Origin of the sequence: Streptomyces sp. NBC_00203 (assembly GCF_045206325.1) — a bacterium.
GTDB lineage: Bacteria > Actinomycetota > Actinomycetes > Streptomycetales > Streptomycetaceae > Streptomyces > Streptomyces lutosisoli.
Genome location: NZ_CP108126.1, coordinates 3954855 through 3970954 on the forward strand (window position 1 = coordinate 3954855; position 16100 = coordinate 3970954).

At 71.6% G+C, this 16100-nt stretch carries 15 protein-coding genes and 1 tRNA gene; 9 read left to right on the top strand and 7 right to left on the bottom strand.

What is annotated here, in order from left to right; all coding sequences use genetic code 11:
- Positions 1 to 38: 38 nt before the first annotated feature.
- The 3 genes from OG975_RS17790 to OG975_RS17800 all read right to left on the bottom strand — a co-directional run bounded on the left by OG975_RS17790 (position 39) and on the right by OG975_RS17800 (position 3880).
- Positions 39 to 1535 carry a cellulose binding domain-containing protein gene (locus tag OG975_RS17790; protein WP_406330262.1) on the bottom strand — a complete coding sequence of 499 codons (1497 nt, stop codon included), beginning with the start codon at positions 1533 to 1535 and terminating at the stop codon, positions 39 to 41.
- Between the two features lie 221 nt (positions 1536 to 1756).
- Positions 1757 to 3133, bottom strand: a complete 1377-nt coding sequence (locus OG975_RS17795; RefSeq protein WP_406330263.1) for a sensor histidine kinase — start codon at positions 3131 to 3133, stop codon at positions 1757 to 1759.
- 42 nt (positions 3134 to 3175) lie between these two features.
- A complete protein-coding gene (locus OG975_RS17800) occupies positions 3176 to 3880 on the bottom strand; it encodes a response regulator transcription factor (RefSeq protein ID WP_330304805.1) in 705 nt (234 codons plus the stop codon).
- A gap of 133 nt (positions 3881 to 4013) precedes the next feature.
- On the opposite strand from OG975_RS17800, the gene OG975_RS17805 reads away from it, so the two are divergent.
- Positions 4014 to 4529, top strand: a complete 516-nt coding sequence (locus OG975_RS17805) for a hypothetical protein (protein ID WP_406330264.1) — start codon at positions 4014 to 4016, stop codon at positions 4527 to 4529.
- A gap of 76 nt (positions 4530 to 4605) precedes the next feature.
- Here OG975_RS17805 and OG975_RS17810 read toward each other — a convergent pair whose 3' ends face one another.
- Both OG975_RS17810 and OG975_RS17815 read right to left on the bottom strand, forming a co-directional pair.
- Positions 4606 to 5526, bottom strand: a complete 921-nt coding sequence (locus tag OG975_RS17810; protein WP_406330265.1) for a spermidine synthase — start codon at positions 5524 to 5526, stop codon at positions 4606 to 4608.
- 53 nt (positions 5527 to 5579) lie between these two features.
- Positions 5580 to 6017, bottom strand: a complete 438-nt coding sequence (locus OG975_RS17815) for a hypothetical protein (RefSeq protein WP_406330266.1) — start codon at positions 6015 to 6017, stop codon at positions 5580 to 5582.
- Between the two features lie 298 nt (positions 6018 to 6315).
- Between OG975_RS17815 and OG975_RS17820 the strand changes: the two genes are divergently transcribed.
- On the top strand, positions 6316 to 7848 hold the full coding sequence (locus OG975_RS17820; protein ID WP_406330267.1) for a hypothetical protein: 1533 nt from the start codon (positions 6316 to 6318) through the stop codon (positions 7846 to 7848).
- A gap of 20 nt (positions 7849 to 7868) precedes the next feature.
- Here OG975_RS17820 and OG975_RS17825 read toward each other — a convergent pair whose 3' ends face one another.
- Positions 7869 to 8465: a histidine phosphatase family protein gene (locus OG975_RS17825; protein ID WP_330304810.1), complete on the bottom strand. Its 597-nt coding sequence runs from the start codon at positions 8463 to 8465 to the stop codon at positions 7869 to 7871.
- Between the two features lie 266 nt (positions 8466 to 8731).
- Between OG975_RS17825 and OG975_RS17830 the strand changes: the two genes are divergently transcribed.
- The 5 genes from OG975_RS17830 (at position 8732) to OG975_RS17850 (ending at position 14587) form a co-directional block, all read left to right on the top strand.
- A complete protein-coding gene (locus tag OG975_RS17830; RefSeq protein ID WP_406330268.1) occupies positions 8732 to 9733 on the top strand; it encodes a phosphatase PAP2 family protein in 1002 nt (333 codons plus the stop codon).
- Positions 9684 to 10856, top strand: a complete 1173-nt coding sequence (locus tag OG975_RS17835; protein WP_406330269.1) for a hypothetical protein — start codon at positions 9684 to 9686, stop codon at positions 10854 to 10856. The genes OG975_RS17830 and OG975_RS17835 overlap by 50 nt, the downstream gene beginning before the upstream one ends.
- Entirely contained in the window at positions 10847 to 12478 is a 1632-nt protein-coding gene (locus OG975_RS17840) for a hypothetical protein (protein ID WP_406330270.1), read from the top strand. Before OG975_RS17835 ends, OG975_RS17840 begins: the two co-directional genes overlap by 10 nt.
- A gap of 178 nt (positions 12479 to 12656) precedes the next feature.
- Positions 12657 to 14024, top strand: coding sequence for an AAA domain-containing protein (locus OG975_RS17845; protein ID WP_406330271.1), 1368 nt, complete (start codon positions 12657 to 12659; stop codon positions 14022 to 14024).
- A 179-nt stretch (positions 14025 to 14203) separates the two neighbouring features.
- Positions 14204 to 14587, top strand: a complete 384-nt coding sequence (locus OG975_RS17850) for a hypothetical protein (RefSeq protein WP_406330272.1) — start codon at positions 14204 to 14206, stop codon at positions 14585 to 14587.
- Positions 14588 to 14756: 169 nt separating this feature from the next.
- Here the strand turns inward: OG975_RS17850 and OG975_RS17855 are convergent, their stop codons facing one another.
- Complete coding sequence (locus OG975_RS17855; RefSeq protein WP_381263213.1) at positions 14757 to 15113, bottom strand: MerR family transcriptional regulator; 357 nt, start codon at positions 15111 to 15113, stop codon at positions 14757 to 14759.
- Between the two features lie 211 nt (positions 15114 to 15324).
- Here OG975_RS17855 and OG975_RS17860 point away from each other — a divergent pair, with 211 nt between their 5' ends.
- Entirely contained in the window at positions 15325 to 16014 is a 690-nt protein-coding gene (locus tag OG975_RS17860; RefSeq protein ID WP_406330273.1) for a bifunctional DNA primase/polymerase, read from the top strand.
- A tRNA-Lys gene (locus OG975_RS17865) sits at positions 16005 to 16078 on the top strand. The genes OG975_RS17860 and OG975_RS17865 overlap by 10 nt, the downstream gene beginning before the upstream one ends.
- Positions 16079 to 16100: the final 22 nt, after the last annotated feature.

Genomic DNA, 16100 nt, shown 5'->3' on the forward strand with positions numbered 1-16100 from the left:
CCTACGCGTAGGCGCTGGCTGACAAAGTCCTGCAAGTCCTACTTGTAGGCGCCGAAGGCCTTCGAGAAGGCGGAGTCGTCCTGGACGATCGAGCTGCACGTCGCGTCGGCGTAGTTCTTCGCGCCGCCCGAGCACTGCTTGTCGCGGGTCGCGGACCACATGGAGAGCCAGCCGAGGCCCTTCGACTGGGCGAAGGTGACGAGCTGCGAGGCGTCGTCGACCTTGAAGATCTCGGACGAGACGTCGTTGACGCCGATCATCGGAGTGATGGCGACGGCCTTCCACGCAGCACTGTCCGACAGCCCGAGCACGCTCTTGACCTGCGCCTGCGTGGCCGTGGCGGCCTGCTCGGCGTAGGTACCCATGTCACCGCTGTACGAGGCGCCGTAGTCCATCGCCATGATGTTGACCGTGGAGATGTTCACGCCGTTCGACTTGGCGTTGGACAGCAGGTTCACGCCGTCCTGGGTCAGGCCCTCCGGCATGACCGGGAGGGTGAAGGACACGTCCAGGCTCGGGTGCTGCTGCTGGAGCTTGGCGATGGCCTTCGCGCGGTTCGTGTTCGCGGTGGTGTTCGGCAGCGCGCCGCCCTCCACGTCGAAGTCGACCTTCGTGAGGTTGTACGCGTCCACGACCTTGCCGTACGCCGTCGCCAGCGCGTCCGCCGAGGAGCAGGTCGTCGCCAGCTCCGAACCGGAGGCCCCGCCGAACGAGACCCGGACATCGCCACCCTTGGCGCGCAGCGCACCGATCTGCGACGCCACCCCGTCACTGGCGAGGTCGGTCACACCGCCCCACTTGGGCGTGCAGCTGCCGCCGTCCGTGATGAAGGCCAGGTTGTAGTCCTTCACGCCGGTGGCGGTGGCGCTGGCGACCAGATCGAAGGCCGGGTAGAGGGAGGTGTCGACGTAGGGCGCGAAACCGGCGGTCGTCGTGCTGCCGCTGCCGGAGCTCTGGGAGGGGGAGGCGGTCGCGGTCGCGGTCGCGGTGGCCGTGGCGGTCGCGGTCGGGGTCGCGCTCTGCGACGCGGTGGCGGTCGCGGTGGGCGTGGCCGTCGGGGTCGCGGACTCCGTGGGGCGGCCGCTCGGCTCGGGCGTCGCGCCGTCGTCCACCGAGCACTTGACGCTGTCGATGAGACAGCCCGTCGGGTCCGCGGTGCCGTTCACGACGAACCCGACGGTGACGGACTCGCCGGCCGTCAGACCGTCCTTGTCCCAGGACGGCGGCTTCACGGTGACGTGCTGCCCGCTGACCGTGGACTCGCCGTTCCAGAGGGAGCTGAGCTTGCTGCCCGTCGGCAGGTCGAACTCCAGCGTCCAGTCCGCCTTCACCTGGCCGCTGTCGTTCGTGATGACGTACTGCGCGGTGTAACCCGTCGACCAGTCACTGGTCTTGGTGTACGCCGCGCCGACGCCGGCCGCGTGCGCGATGCCGGTGAACAGGAAGGCGCCACCGCCGACCACGGCCGCGGCGACGATGCCGCCTATCGCCTTGTTCCTGCCACTGACCTTGCTGCGCCGGTGCGTGCTGCTCATCGCGTGCCTGCCTTCGCGGATTCACGGGGGATCACATGAGATTCCACAGGGGATTCCCAGGGGTGGGTGCGGCAGCACGCTAGCGATCCGGAATCGGGCAAACCGCTTCATCCGGACGGGGGTTGAGGATCTTAGGGTGCGCTTAAGGAAGGCATCGGGGTTGGTTAAAGGTAGAGACCAATTCGGCCGCTTGAAGACGCCGCGCAGCGGACAACCGGGCCTCAGCCCACACCCGCCCCGCGCCGGCGCCCCCGTACCGTCCTCCCCCGGTGCCCCCGTCGAAGAGGCTCGCGCCCGTCCAACTGGATCCAGATACGGACCTCCGTGCCGCCCAGCACGGACGAACCGATCCGCACATCCCCACCCGTCGACTCCGCGAGCCGCCGCACGATGTCCAGCCCGAGCCCCGTGGACCCGTCGCTGCCGGAACCCCGCCCGCGCGCCATCGCCGCTTCCGGGTCCGCGATCCCCCGCCCCGCGTCCGACACCAGCACGATCACCGCGTCCTCACCGTTGTGCACATCGACCGCGAAGGCCGTGCCCTCGGGCGTATGGCGGAACACATTGCCGAGCAGCGCGTCGAGCGCGGCCACCAGGTCGGCGCGGGCGACGGGTATGCGTACCGGACCGTCGACGCCGGCCACCCGCACCTTGCGGCCCTCGTCCTCCGCGAGCGCCGACCAGAAGTCCATCCGCTCGCGCACGACTTCGGACGCGTCGCACCCGGCACCGACACCTATCGCCGCGGTCTGCGGCTTGGCCTCGCGGGCCGTCCGGATGATCGTGTCGACCTCGCGCTCCAGCTGCGCGACGGCGGCCCGGGTCTGCTCGGCGGCCGGTCCGTCGCCGAGCGAGGCCGTGTTGAGGCGCAGGACGGTCAGGGGCGTACGGAGACGATGGGACAGGTCCGCGGCCAGCTCACGCTCGTTCGCGAGGAGTTGTACGACCTGGTCGGCCATGGAGTTGAACGCGACCGCCGCCAGGCGCAGTTCGGTCGGCCCCTCCTCGGGCACCCGGGCCCCCAGCTTCCCCTCCCCCAGCTCGTGCGCGCCCTCGACCAGGCGCTGCGCGGGCTGCACCATCCGTACGCCGAGCCGGTCGGCGACCGCGACCGAGCCGATGATGAGCGCGACGCCGACCGCGGCGAGTACCGCCCAGGCCGTGCCGACGCCGTTGCTGACCTCGGACTCGGGGACGTACACCTCGACGACCGCGATGCCGGAGCTCAGCGCGACGGGCTGGAGCAGGGCGGAGCCGCCGGGGACCTCGGCGGTAGAGGCCCGGCCCAGTTTCCGGGTGGTCGCGATGTCGTTGCCTGCGGCGCGCTGCCGCCCGATGTCGACCGCCTTGGCGCCGTCACTCGCCGGTATGTGCACGGCCATGCCCTCGTCCGAGCCGGCGGAGGCGACGACCCGCTCCAGCTGGTCCCGGTCGGTGGTGATGGAGAGCGCGGGCGCGACGGCGGCGGCCTCCCGCTCGGCGTTCGAGAACGCCCGGTCCCTGGCCATCTCCTTGATGACGAGCCCGAGCGGGACCGCGAAGGCGACCACGACCATGGTCGTCACCGCCACGCACACCTTGACCAGCGCCCACCTCACGACGCCCCCCTCATGACGCCCGCCCCTCGACCGCTGCCCACCTCATAGCGGCGGCTCCACTCTTGGCGGCTCCAGCTTCACGCCGACGCCCCGCAGGGTGTGCAGATAGCGCGGCCTGGCGGCCGTTTCCCCCAACTTCCGCCGCAGCCACGACAGATGGACGTCAATGGTCTGATCGTCCCCGTATGCCTGCTGCCACACCTCGGCGAGCAGCTCCTTGCGCGCCACGACGACACCGGGCCGCCCGGCCAGGAAGGCGAGCAGGTCGAACTCACGCCGCGTGAGATCCAGTCGTACGCCGTCCAGCTCGGCCTGGCGCCGCAGCGGGTCGATGGCGAGCCCGCCGACCCGGATCACCGTCGACGGGGGCGCCTCGCCCGCGGTCGCCCGGGAGCGACGCAGCACGGCCGCCATCCGCGCCGACAGGTGCTCGACCGAGAACGGCTTGGTCAAGTAGTCGTCCGCACCGTCGTTCAACAGGCGCACGATCTCCGTCTCGTCGTCCCGCGCGGTGGCGATGATCACCGGGACGTCGGTGATTCCGCGCAGCATCTTCAGCGCCTCGGACCCGTCCAGATCGGGCAGACCGAGGTCCAGGATGACGACGTCGAAGGAGAAATGGGCGACCTCGCGCAGCGCCTCAAGGGCTGTGCCGACACTGCGCACGGTGTGCGCGGCATCGGTCAGATGCCGGATGAGGGCTGAGCGTACGAACTGGTCGTCCTCGACCACGAGCACACTTGCCATGGGCGGCACCGTACGCCATCCGGGCGATGCCGTCCGATGCCTGTGGACAACCTGGTTCCGGCACCTGTGGACAACTCCGACTGTGACGCAGCAGTGCGACACCCGTGGGGCTGGTGGTGCAGTATGGCCCGCGATGCGCAGAGGACTCGTACACGTACTGGCTTGGTCGCTCGCCACGGGCGCGGCGGTCACGCTGTCGTGGTGGGGTGTCCACACGGTGATGGCCGGAACGGCGTACGACCCGCCGCGGGCCCTGCCCATCACGGCGGGCGACGCGACGACGCAGGAGTCGAAGCCGCTCGCCTCCTCGACGCAGCGGGCCGAGCCGTCCAAGAGCGCGTCGAAACCGCCCGCGACGACCAGCAAGCCGACCTCCACTCCCTCGAAGTCGGCGCCCCAGAGCGCCTCCCCCTCGCCCACCTCGTCCGGCCAGATCAAGAGTTACGACACCGACGGCGGCCGGGCGGTCTTCGATCTCGGCAAGACGTCCGCGACGCTGGTGTCCGCGACGCCGGGCTCGGGCTGGTCGATGCAGGTGTGGAAGACGGAGACGTGGATCCGTGTGGAGTTCTCCTCCGGCGCGGACCGGGTGTCGGTGTTCTGCACCTGGCACGACGGCCCGCCGCACGTGGAAATCGGCACCTACTGATGACTACTGGCGACTACTGACGACAACTGCCGGTCTACGGGAACGGCAGGCAACCTGGCAGACATGCAGGCAGGACCTAGCGGAACACCGACGGCGGCGGTGCCGGTGACGCCACCGCCGCCGCATCCGTGACCGGTGTCGCGCCTCCGGTGAAGTCGGTGAGTTCCTTGCCGTGTTCGACGCGTCCGGGGTGCGGGTCGGAGGCCGCGCGGCGGGTCAGTTCGGTGATCGGCAGCGGGTGGCCGGAGGCCACGAGGACCGCGTTCCCGAAGCGTTTGCCGCGCAGCACCGTCGGGTCGGCGACCAGGGCGAGTTCGGGGAAGGAGGTCGCCACGGTGGCGATCTGGCCGCGGAGATGGGCGAGCGGGGGCCCGTCGGCGAGGTTCGCGGCGTAGACGCCCGAGGCCTTCACCACCCTGCGTACGTCCGTGACGAACTCGACGGACGTCAGATGCGCCGGCGTCCGCGCACCGCTGAACACATCCGCGATCACCAGGTCCGCCCAGCCGTCGGGCACCTTGGCGAGACCTTCGCGGGCGTCCATGGAGCGCACCCTGATGCGTGCGTTCGGGTCCAAGGGCAGCTCGCGGCGGACCAGTTGGACGAGCGCCGCGTCACGTTCGACGACCTGCTGCGTGGAGCGGGGGCGGGTAGCGGCGGTGTAGCGGGCGAGGGTGAGGGCGCCGCCACCGAGGTGCACGGCGTGCACGGGTTTGCCGGGCGGGGCGACGAGGTCGATGACATGGCCGAGGCGGCGCTGGTACTCGAAGCTCAGGTACGCGGGGTCGTCGAGGTCGACGTGCGACTGCGGGGCGCCGTCGATCAGCAGGGTCCAGGCGCGCGCCCGGTCCCGGTCGGGCAGCAGCTGGGCGAGCCCGCCGTCGACCGGCTCGACGACGGCCTCGGCGGACGCCTGCCCGCGCCGGGCGCCCCGCCCCGCCGCACGCCCGTCGTCCGACCGCTTGTCGTCCGACCGTTTGTTCCTCGCCCTTGCCATCCCGCCATTATCGGGGCGTAGAGGCAGGTCGGCTCAGCGGCGGTCCGCCGACTTCACTGGCAGTTGTCGGCGGCCTCGATCAGCCGGGCCGCCTCGCCCAGCGCGGCCCGCAGCACGGTCGGGTCGGTGGCGAGGTCCGCCTCGCCGGGCGGCAGCAGCCAGTCCGAGCCCTCGACCGGGGGTTCCGGGGCCAGGCTGAGGCCGCGGCCGTTGGTCTGTGTGCAGATGCTGCCGGGCACGTCCCAGGCGTCGGCGGTGCCGGGCGGCACCAGGAAGCCGAGGGTGTCGCAGCCGTCGTCATGCAGTACGGGTCCGACGGCGTCGCAGGAGCCACGGCGCAGGATGTCGACCGCCTCCAGCCCCTGCCGTGCGGGAACGGTCACCAGGTCGCACTCGGCGACCGGCTGTGGTGGAGCGCTGCACTCCGGGGACGGCCGGTGCTGCGCGGTCGACAGCGAAGTACGGAACTCGGTGCTCTGCCTGGTCTCCATCCCGGCCTCCAACGGAACCCCTCCTCATGACGAGTGGGTCGGGAGTTCGGGCGGCTCCCGGTCCGCAGGGTTCAACGCGCCAAGACGTCAACGGCTACGGCGGAACACCGCCGCAAAGGATGGCAGTTCATGGCAGATCGTGGATGAGATATCCGGTTTGTAGCCAAACCCAGCGTGGCGGCGCTGTGACAGCAGGTACGTTCTTGCCGCGCCGGAAGCAAGGCACCTACTGGGCACAACCCGGTCAACTCGCCTTGAGTCCGGCATGGTTCGACGGTTCGCAAGAGAGGGCCCGGCCATGACGTCGTCATCGGTGACCTCGTCCCACTCCCCCCGGCCACCGCGGCCGAACCTCGCCTTCCGGCGGCTGCGCGCACAGCGCTCGCCCGGCGAGTTCGCCGCGGCGGTGCGGCGGGCCGCGCGCGAGATCGGCGAGCGGGTCAGCTGCGACGCGCGCTACATCGGGCGCGTCGAGGCGGGCGAGATCCGCTGTCCCAACTACGCGTACGAGCGGGTGTTCCTGCACATGTTCCCCGGCCGCACGCTCACCGACCTGGGCTTCGCGCCCCGCTCATCGGTACGCGGGCGCGGGGCGCGTGACACGGACGAGGCGCCCCCTGTGCACTCCACGAGCCTTTCGCACGCCTCGCATGAGATGGAGGGGGCGTACGAGACGTATGAAACGCCGGATCCGCACCACCCGCAGATCCCGCACGACCCGCACCACATCCAGATCCCGTACGACCCGCACGGCACGCATGACACGTACGACCCGTACGAGGACCACGATCAGAACCACGAGGAGAGCGACGTGCAACGTCGCGCATTCATGACTGGAGGCACCGCCACCGTGGCGGCGGCCTCACTGGGCCCCTTCGCGGTCGCCTTCGGCGGCCGTTCCGCGGCCGCGGAACGGCGCGTCCACCGGGCGGGTACGTCCGAGGCGGGCGCCCTCGAAGAGGCCGTACGCAATATCCGGCTGCTCGACGACCGGCACGGGGCCGACGGCCTCTACCGGCGCGCGGCGGCCCCGCTGCGCACGGCGTACGCGCTGCTCGACGCGGGCACCACCCGGCAGTCGACCACCGACCGGCTGTACTCGGGCGCGGGCGAACTGGCCATCTCCGTGGGCTGGCTGGCACACGACTCCGGGCGCTTCGACGACGCGCGTTCGCACTACGCGGAGGCGCTCGCCACCGCCCGGATGTCGGGCGACCCGGGCCTGGAGGCGCACGCCTTCTGCAACACCGCGTTTCTCGCGCGCGACGCGGGGCGCCCGCGCGAGGCCGTGCGCGCGGCGCAGGCGGCGCAGCGCGCCGCGCGCCCCCTCGGCTCCCCGCGCCTGCTGTCCCTGCTCGCGCTGCGCGAGGCGGGCGGCTGGGCGGGGCTCGCCGACCGCGCGGGGTGCGAACAGGCACTGGCTCGCGCGCAGGCGCTCTACGAAAGGGGTCCTTCGGAGACGGATCCCGAGTGGATGACCTTCTACGGAGAGGCCGAACTGGAGGGTCTGGAGGCGCAGTGCTGGTCGACGCTCGGCGACTGGCCCCGCGCGGCCCGCCACGCGCGCCGCGCCGCCGAGCTCCAGGACCCGCACTTCACCCGCAACATCGCCCTCTACATGGCCGAACTCGCCGACGACCTCGCGCGCGGCGGCCGCCCCGACGAGGCCGCCCTCGCCGGTCTGCGCGTCCTGGACCTGCTGGGCGAGGTCCAGTCGTCCCGCATCCAGACCATGCTGGCGGGAACGGCCCGTGTGCTGCTCCCGCACCGCAGGGCCTCGGGTGTGTCGACGTTCCTGGAACGCCACGCGAGCCTGCCGCGCATGGCGTGAGCGCGGCCGTCGGCCTGGGTTTACGCGGTCAGGTGTCCGCAGTCGTTCCACGTCTCGATCGCGGGCTCCCCGTAGGCCCACCCGAGCACCGACAGCGAGGTCGGGTTGAGCCGGATGCGGGCCGCGAAGTCGAGGGGGAGGCCGAGCCAGCGGGCGCCTATGGAGCGCAGGATGTGGCCGTGGGCGAATACGAGGACATCGCGGTCCTCGGCGCGGGCCCAGGCGACGACCTCGTCCGCGCGCGCGGAGACCTCCTCCAGGGTCTCGCCCTCGGGGACGCCGTCGCGCCAGATGAACCAGCCCGGGCGGATCCCCTGGATCTCGGCCGGGGTCATGCCCTCGTACGCGCCGTAGTCCCACTCCATGAGCGTGTCCCAGGTGGTGGCGCGCTCGCCGAAACCGGCGAGTTCGCACGTCTCACGCGCGCGTGCCAGCGGACTGGTACGCACCTCTAGCCCGGAGAGGCCGTCGAAGGGTGCCCGGTGCAGCCGCTCCCCCAGCAGCTTGGCGCCGCGCCGGCCCTCCTCCAGGAGCGGGACGTCGGTCCTGCCGGTGTGCTTGCCGGACAGCGACCATTCCGTCTGTCCGTGCCGGGCCAGCAGGATGCGCGGTGCCATGAAGAGGAGCCTTTCCGGGACGAGTGATACGAGTGAGGGGTGAATCACCCAACGAGGAGTGAGGGGTGGGTCACTCCATCATCGCTCACCGGCGCGACGGGCAACCCGCCGGGCGATCTCCGCGTCTTTGAGGACCGGGGGCGCCTCTTTAGGGCGTTCACATACACCGTAAAATCGGATGTGGCCACAGATCGTCGTCAGCAGACTGTGAAGACTGGCGGGGCGGACAGGCGGGTCACCGCAAGCAGATGGGGGAGGGCGATCGGATGCCGCAGACCGATGCACTGCGTACCGAGGCGGCACCACGCGCCCGGTTTCGCCGGTGGACCGACCTGCGCAACGCCGGGGCACCGCACGCCCGGCTCCGCTGGTGGACCGAACTGCCGCTGATCGTGATGGTGTACGCGTCGTACTCGGCGGGCCGGTTGCTCGCCCGGGGCGACACGTCGAGCGCCGTCCACCACGGCCTGGAGATCCTGCGTATCGAGAAGGCCCTCCACCTCAACGCCGAACACCCGCTGAACCGGCTGTTCACCCGTGAGGCCTGGCTGGGTGTGCCCGCCGACTTCTGGTACGCGTCGCTGCACTACCTGGTGACGCCCGCGATCCTGATCTGGCTCTTCCGCTCCCGGACCGTGCGCTACCGCGCGGCCCGCACCTGGCTGATGACCTCCACGTTCATCGGCCTGATCGGCTTCACCCTGCTGCCGACCTGCCCGCCCCGGCTGCTCTCCGCCGGCCACGGCTTCGTCGACACGATGGCCCAGTACAGCTCCTACGGCTGGTGGGGCGGCGAGGCGAGCGCGCCGCGGGGCATGGGCGGAATGACCAACCAGTACGCGGCGATGCCGAGCCTGCACGTGGGCTGGGCGCTGTGGTGCGGAGTGATGCTGTGGCGGTACGGCCGCACGCCTGCCGCCAAGGTCGCGGGTGTCGCGTATCCGCTGCTCACCACCATCGTCGTGATGGGCACGGCGAACCACTACTTCCTCGACGCCGTCGCGGGTGCGTCGGTGATGGGGATCGGGCTGCTGCTGACGCCGTTGGTGATGCGGCTGGCGGACCGGCTGAAGACACGGCTGGGCGCCCGTTTCCCGCGGGTCGTGGGTGCCTCGGGGGGCGCAGGTTCCTCAATTGTCAGTGGGGGGTGCCAGACTTCCACGGGTGAGCGAATTCCCCGACAGCGCGAGTCCCGAACCGAACCGGGAGCCGAGCCGGGTGCCTCTCCCTCGGACGCGGGGGACGGCGCTCCGGCAGCGGCTCGCTGACCTGCGCGGTCCGGCTGTACCGCCCAAGGCCCTCGACGCGCGCGCCCTCGCGGCGCTCGCCGCCAACCCCGGCTGTGACCGCCGCGCCCTCCTCGACGGCGCGGGGGTCGACAAGGCGAAGCTGGCCGGTGCGCTCGGTTCGCCGTCCGGCTTCGGTATGTCGCAGTTCGCCTTCATGCGGGGCAACGCGTTCGAGGCGCGGGTCAAGGCGGACGGCGGCGCGGAGCTGCTGCGGCTCGTGCACGAAAAGCTGGACCCCGGCGCCGAGCCGCCCGCCGCGGGTGTCGTCCCCGACCTGAGCGCCGCCGGCCCCGAGGGACGCGCGGCGCGTACGGCGCTCGCCCTGCGCGAGGCCACCGCGGCCGCCACCTGGACCCTGCTCGACCACCCGATGCTCGCCCTCGACGTCGCGGGTTCCCCCGCCTTCCTGGAGCCGGACGCCGTGGTCGTGCACCCCGACGGCGGCTGGACGGTCGTCGAGATCAAGTCCTTCCCGATGCTCGACGGTTCGGCGGACCCGGCGAAGGTGGGCGCGGCCGCGCGCCAGTCCGCGGTGTACGTCCTGGCGCTGGAGCAGGTCGCCGCCCATCTGGACCCCGTCCCCGAGGTCCGCCACCGGGTCCTCCTGGTCTGCCCCAAGGACTTCTCCAACCTTCCGACCGCGTCCGCCGTCGACGTCCGCAAGCAGCGCGCGGTCACCCGCCGCCAGCTCGCCCGCCTCACCCGCGTCGAGGACATCGCTGCCACCCTCCCCGAGGGCACCTGCTTCTCCCCCGACCTTCCGGCCGCCGATCTGACCACGGCCGTCGAATCCGTCCCCGCGACCTACGCCCCCGAGTGCCTGTCCGCCTGCGAACTGGCCTTCCACTGCCGCGACCACTCGCGCGCGGAGGGCGCGGTGACATCCCTGGGCCGCTCACTGCGCGCGGAACTGGGCGGGCTGACGACGGTGGGAGACGTCCTGGCGGCGGCCCACGGTGAGACGGGAGATCCGGACGACCCGGCGGTCGCGGCGCTGCGGAGAGCGGCGCGGCTGCGGGCCGAGGCGTTGGGAGCCCAGGCCGCGAGGGCCGAGGCGTTGGCGCTCCCCCTCGACCGGGAGGGGGCCGCCGTATGTCGCTGATCGCCACCCTCGCCCGTCTGGAAGCCGTCGAGCGCGGGCGGGCTCAGGCCGCCGCCACCGTGCGGCACCGGCATCTCGCCGAGCGGCCACTGGTGTTCGTGCCGCTGATCACCGCCGGTGAGGCGGGAGCCCCCCTCGGGGCACTCGTCGGCACGGACCGGGACGCGCCCCGGCTGCTCGTCGTGCCGCAGCCCCGGGATCGGGATCTGCGGTTCGCGTTCCTCGCCGAGCTGGCGGATGTCGTCCTGCCGTACATCGACTCGTTCGCGGTCGCGGTCGAGGCGGCCGAGCGCAACGAGACCGATCCGGAGACCGGCAAGCGGGTCAAGGTCGAGGTCGAACTGTGCGCGGACGCGCCCCAGTTGATCGTGCCGAGCCGGTCGGGCATCGAGTTCGTACGGCTGCTCGGGCGCTCCATGCGTTTCAGGCGCACCGCCGAGCAGGATCCCGAGGCGCCCCATCCGGCGCCGCCCCGCGTCCCGCTGCTCGGGCGCTGGCTGACGCACTACGGAGAGCGGGCCCGGGTACCCGGCTCCGCCCTCCTCCTCACCCTCACCGACGTACTGTCCCGGCACTGGGCCACCGGACAGAGCAGCCTGGAGGACCAGCACCTCGGCGCGCTGCTCGCCTGGATCGACCCACCGGACGGCGAGTCGGGTGCGGCGGCCGCGCTCCACGCCGAGCTGCGCCGGGACTCCCGCGGCCAGCTCGTCTGCCCGCCGGCCGGACCCGCCACCGACCCCGCCTTCGACAACACGCTGCTGGCCCCCGCCATCGAGCGCTACGACCGCGCGCGTACGGCGCTCGCCGCCGCCGAGGACGGCATCGAGGCGGACGACCGGCTCGGCGCGCTCACCGCCGCCGAGCGGGAGATCCACGCCCTCGTCGCGAGCGTCACCCGGCCCACCTGGGACGCGGTGTGGCGCGGACTCGACCTGCTGCGCACGCTCCCCGAGGGTGCGCACGCCACCGACCGCTGGACCCGCGACCGCTGGTCGTTCACCGGCCACCGCGACCGGATCACCGCGGGCGAACCCCCGCAGCCGCGCCGCGACGACGCGGTCACCGCGGCCAACAAGCTCGCCACGCGCGAGCGCGAACAGGCCCGCCTGGAAGCCCAGGAGGCCCTCGACGACCCGCTCGTCATGGCCGGGCGACGGCTCACCGGGGAGGCGTTCGCGGGCGAGGTCACGGATGTCGTGATGGCGTACAGCGAAGGCAAGCGCCCCAGCCCGCGCCCCCTGGTGACCGTCCGCACGGAGGACCGCCCGCATCTGGGGGAACGGGCCAAGGTGTACCGGTCGTTGGGAGGAAAGCCGCAGGCCGCGGAGTTCGTGGGGTACGAGGGGGCCTACGAGGACGGGGGCGGGGGCGCCGCTGACGGGAGCGCCGCTGTCGTGCTGCGGATCGTCGACAAGATGGGGCGCGGCAAGGAGCCCGAGACCGGTTCCGTGCCGGAGAAGGGCGACCTCGTCTGCTTCACGCTCTTCGAGCACGAGCAGCGGGGCGGGGCGAAACTGCCCGACCCGGAGGAGACACCGTGGACGCACGGAGGGCCGCCGGGCGAGACGGCCACCGTGCCCGAAATCGCCGACCCCGTGACGGAAGAGGACGTCCTTTGAACCCTCCCCCTCGCGAACGAGAGGGATTCCTGGCTCACACCGCTCGACCGCTCAGCAAGCGACCGAGTCTTCCGCGATCAACACCAGCCGGGTTGGAACCAGCCCGGTTTTCCCAGAGATTGGAGGCTACTGTGCTGGCTTGGTTCTCACTCAGCACGTCGCGATACTACCATCTGTCATGCAGATGGCACTCCCAGTGACGAGTCGCATCCAGGAGACCGCTGCCGACCCCGGCACGGCCGCCGCCCTGGCCACCGACGCGATCCTGCACGACACACTCCACGGCACGCATCGCGGAGTCGTCGTCGACTCCCCGCCCGGTGCCGGGAAGTCGACCCTGGTCGTACGCGCGGCCCTCGAACTGGCCGCCGCCGGGCGCCCGTTGATGGTCATCGCGCAGACCAACGCCCAGGTCGACGACCTGGTGGTGCGGCTCGCCGAAAAGGACCCCGAGCTGCCCGTCGGACGGCTGCACAGCAGCGACACCGACCCCTACGACAAGACGCTGGACGGCCTTCCGAACGTCCGCAAGTCGACGAAGGCGGCCGACCTGGCAGGCCTGGACGTCGTCATCTCGACCGCCGCCAAGTGGGCTCACGTCAAGGGCGTCGAGCCGTGGCGGCACGCGATCGTCGACGAGGCGTACCAGATGCGGTCGGACGCGCTGCTCGCCGTGGCCGGGCTCTTCGAGCGCGCGCTGTTCGTGGGCGACCCGGGGCAGTTGGACCCCTTCTCGACCGTGGGATCCGAGCAGTGGGCGGGGCTGTCGTACGACCCTTCGGCGTCCGCGGTGACGACACTGCTCGCCCACAATCCGGAACTGCCGCAGCACCGCCTTCCGGTGTCCTGGCGGCTGCCCGCGTCGGCGGCACCACTGGTCTCGGACGCGTTCTACCCGTATACGCCGTTCCGCAGCGGCACGGCGCACGGTGACCGGCGCCTCAACTTCGCGGTCGTCTCGGACGGTTCGGGTCCCGACCGGGTCATCGACGAGGCGGCGGAGGCGGGTTGGGGGCTGCTGGAGCTGCCGGCCCGGCACACGCCTCGTACGGATCCCGAGGCGGTACGGGCCGTGGCGCAGGTCGTACGCCGGCTGCTGGACCGGGGTGGCGCAGCCACGTCGGAGCGGGCGGACGATCCGGTGCCGCTGACGGCCGACCGGATCGCCGTCGGCACGGCGCACCGGGACCAGGCCGCCGCCGTACGGGCCGCGCTGGCGGAACTCGGCGTTCTGGACGTCACCGTCGACACGGCGAACCGGCTTCAGGGGCGGGAGTTCGATGTGACGGTGGTGCTGCATCCGCTGTCGGGGCGGCCCGACGCGACGGCGTTCCACTTGGAGACGGGCCGCTTGTGCGTGCTCGCGTCCCGGCATCGGCACGCATGCATCGTGGTGTGCCGGGCGGGGGTGACGGAGCTGCTGGACGACCACCCGTCGACGGAGCCGGTGCAGCTGGGGGTCACCGTGAAGTTCCCCGACGGTTGGGAGGCCAATCACGCGGTGTTGTCGCATCTGGGGGAGCATCGGGTGGCTTGGCGGCCGTAGATCGTGGGGAGCGGTCTTTAGAGGGGCCCTGCGGATCTGCGCGCAGCTCTGCGGTTCTCCGTGGATCCCTGCTGTGCCTGCCCTGGCCTGGGGTCTCTGGCCCACTTGCGTGGGCGGGGGACAATAGACGGTGGCCCCCTTACGAGGCGGGCCCCTGAACCGTACGAGGAGGAGAAGACATGGCGGAGCCCACGCCGCGTCGGAACGAACCGCGGCGACGCCCCGCGCCCCTGCTCTTCGAGCCCGCGGAGGCCGCCGGGGATCCGGAGCATTTCTTCGATCTGGAGTCGATCGATGATCCGCGTGCGTTGCTGGACCGGGCGACGGAGCTGACGCTTGCGTTTCGGGCCGCGGCGGATCGGGCTGTGGAGTTTCAGGCGATCGCTGCGGCGCAGCTGGCTGATCCTCGGCGGTTTGACCGGCTCACTGCGGCTGTCATCGCCGAGCGGGCCGAGTGGACCGAGGATTACGCGAAGAAGATGGTCGAGTTCGGGCGGGATCTGCTTCGGGGGGTGGAGGGGAACGGGCACGGACATGGGCATGGGGTGAGCGACCACGCCTGAGCCACGGGGGTGACCACAGGGGTTTTTCGCCCCCGCCGCCCCTACCCGTCCCATCCCGTTCCTGGGGGCTGCGCCCCCAGACCCCCCTAAAAGATTGCGCAGTTCCCCGCGCCCCTTTTAGGGGCGCGGGGAACTGCGCAATCTTTTGGACCAGCCCCCACCCACCCGCTCAATCCGTCGCCGCGTCGATCACCTCGTCCAACACCTCCCGCGACCGCACCAGATCCGCGATCGTGCGGTCAATACGGTCACGTTCGGCGGTGAGGTCGGCGACCAGCCGAGGCGTGGCGATCGCGGAGGGGCGGCCGTCGGTGTCGCGCATGCAGGGGAGGAGTTGGGCGATCTTCTTGCTGGAGAGGCCGGCGGCATAGAGCGCCTGGATGCGGATGACGCGGTCCACCGCCCAGTCGCCGTAGTCGCGATGACCACCCGGCGTGCGTTCGGCCCGCAACAGCCCCTGCGTCTCGTAGTAGCGCAACGACCGCTCGCTCACTGCAGTGCGCCGGGCCAGTTCACCGATCCGCATTCCCCACCCCCGTGAGACTTGAATCTGACACGGATGTCAACTTCTACCGTACTGGCATGCCGAGGACATCGGCCCAGCGCCAGGATGCCCCCACACCCCCACGACTCCTTGGCATATGCCAGCCGGGCAAGATACTCCACCCCACCCCGCCCTGTCCCGATTTCCGGCAACCCTCCGAGACGGAATGGTCACCGCCGGTAGATATATCGGCATGAGCAGCACACGGAACCCGGCACGCACCATCCCCCACGGCCCCGGCGCACCGTTTCCCGACCGGTCCGACAACGCGGGAGTCACCTCCGAGGGCGCCACCTGGCTCGCCTCGGCCGGAACCTATCCGCGCAGCACGCTCGCCCTCTGGGAAGAGCGGCCGCACGCTCCGGTCGTACTGCCCTGCGGCAGCACCTTCGACGTCGTCAACGCTCCGGCGATCTTCGGGCGGCGGATGCTCGACCGGCTGCGGGACGAGGGGCCGGGCTCGGGCCCGGTGGCGACCTACCGCGGGCGGATGCTGCTGTTCGCCGCGCCCGGTACGGCTCAGCGGCTGCCGTCGCTCCTGGAGTGGGAGGAATGGGGCTCCCGGGGCGCCGGGGACCAGGAGGCCGCCGGGCACGTGGGGCGGTGCGAGGCGGTTCCGCCGCTGCTCTGCCACGGTACGGGCGACGCGGTCACCGTCCCCGCGCCGATCTCCGACGGCACCGGGCCCAGCACCGCCGCCCGTCTGGAATCCCGCTGGCTCGTCGCCCCCGACACCCGGCACCCCTGGCTTCCCGGGCCCGAGATCCTGCTCTGGGCGGCGGTCCGGGCGGCCCGCGCGGCCGCCTCCGCGGCGGTGCGGATATCGATTTTTCCTCCCGCCGATCAGGATGCTAAGGTCTACGACGTCAGCAGGCGCCGCTAGCTCAGTTGGTTAGAGCAGCTGACTCTTAATCAGCGGGTCCGGGGTTCGAGTCCCTGGCGGCGCACGCTAGCGATGGCGAGGCAAGT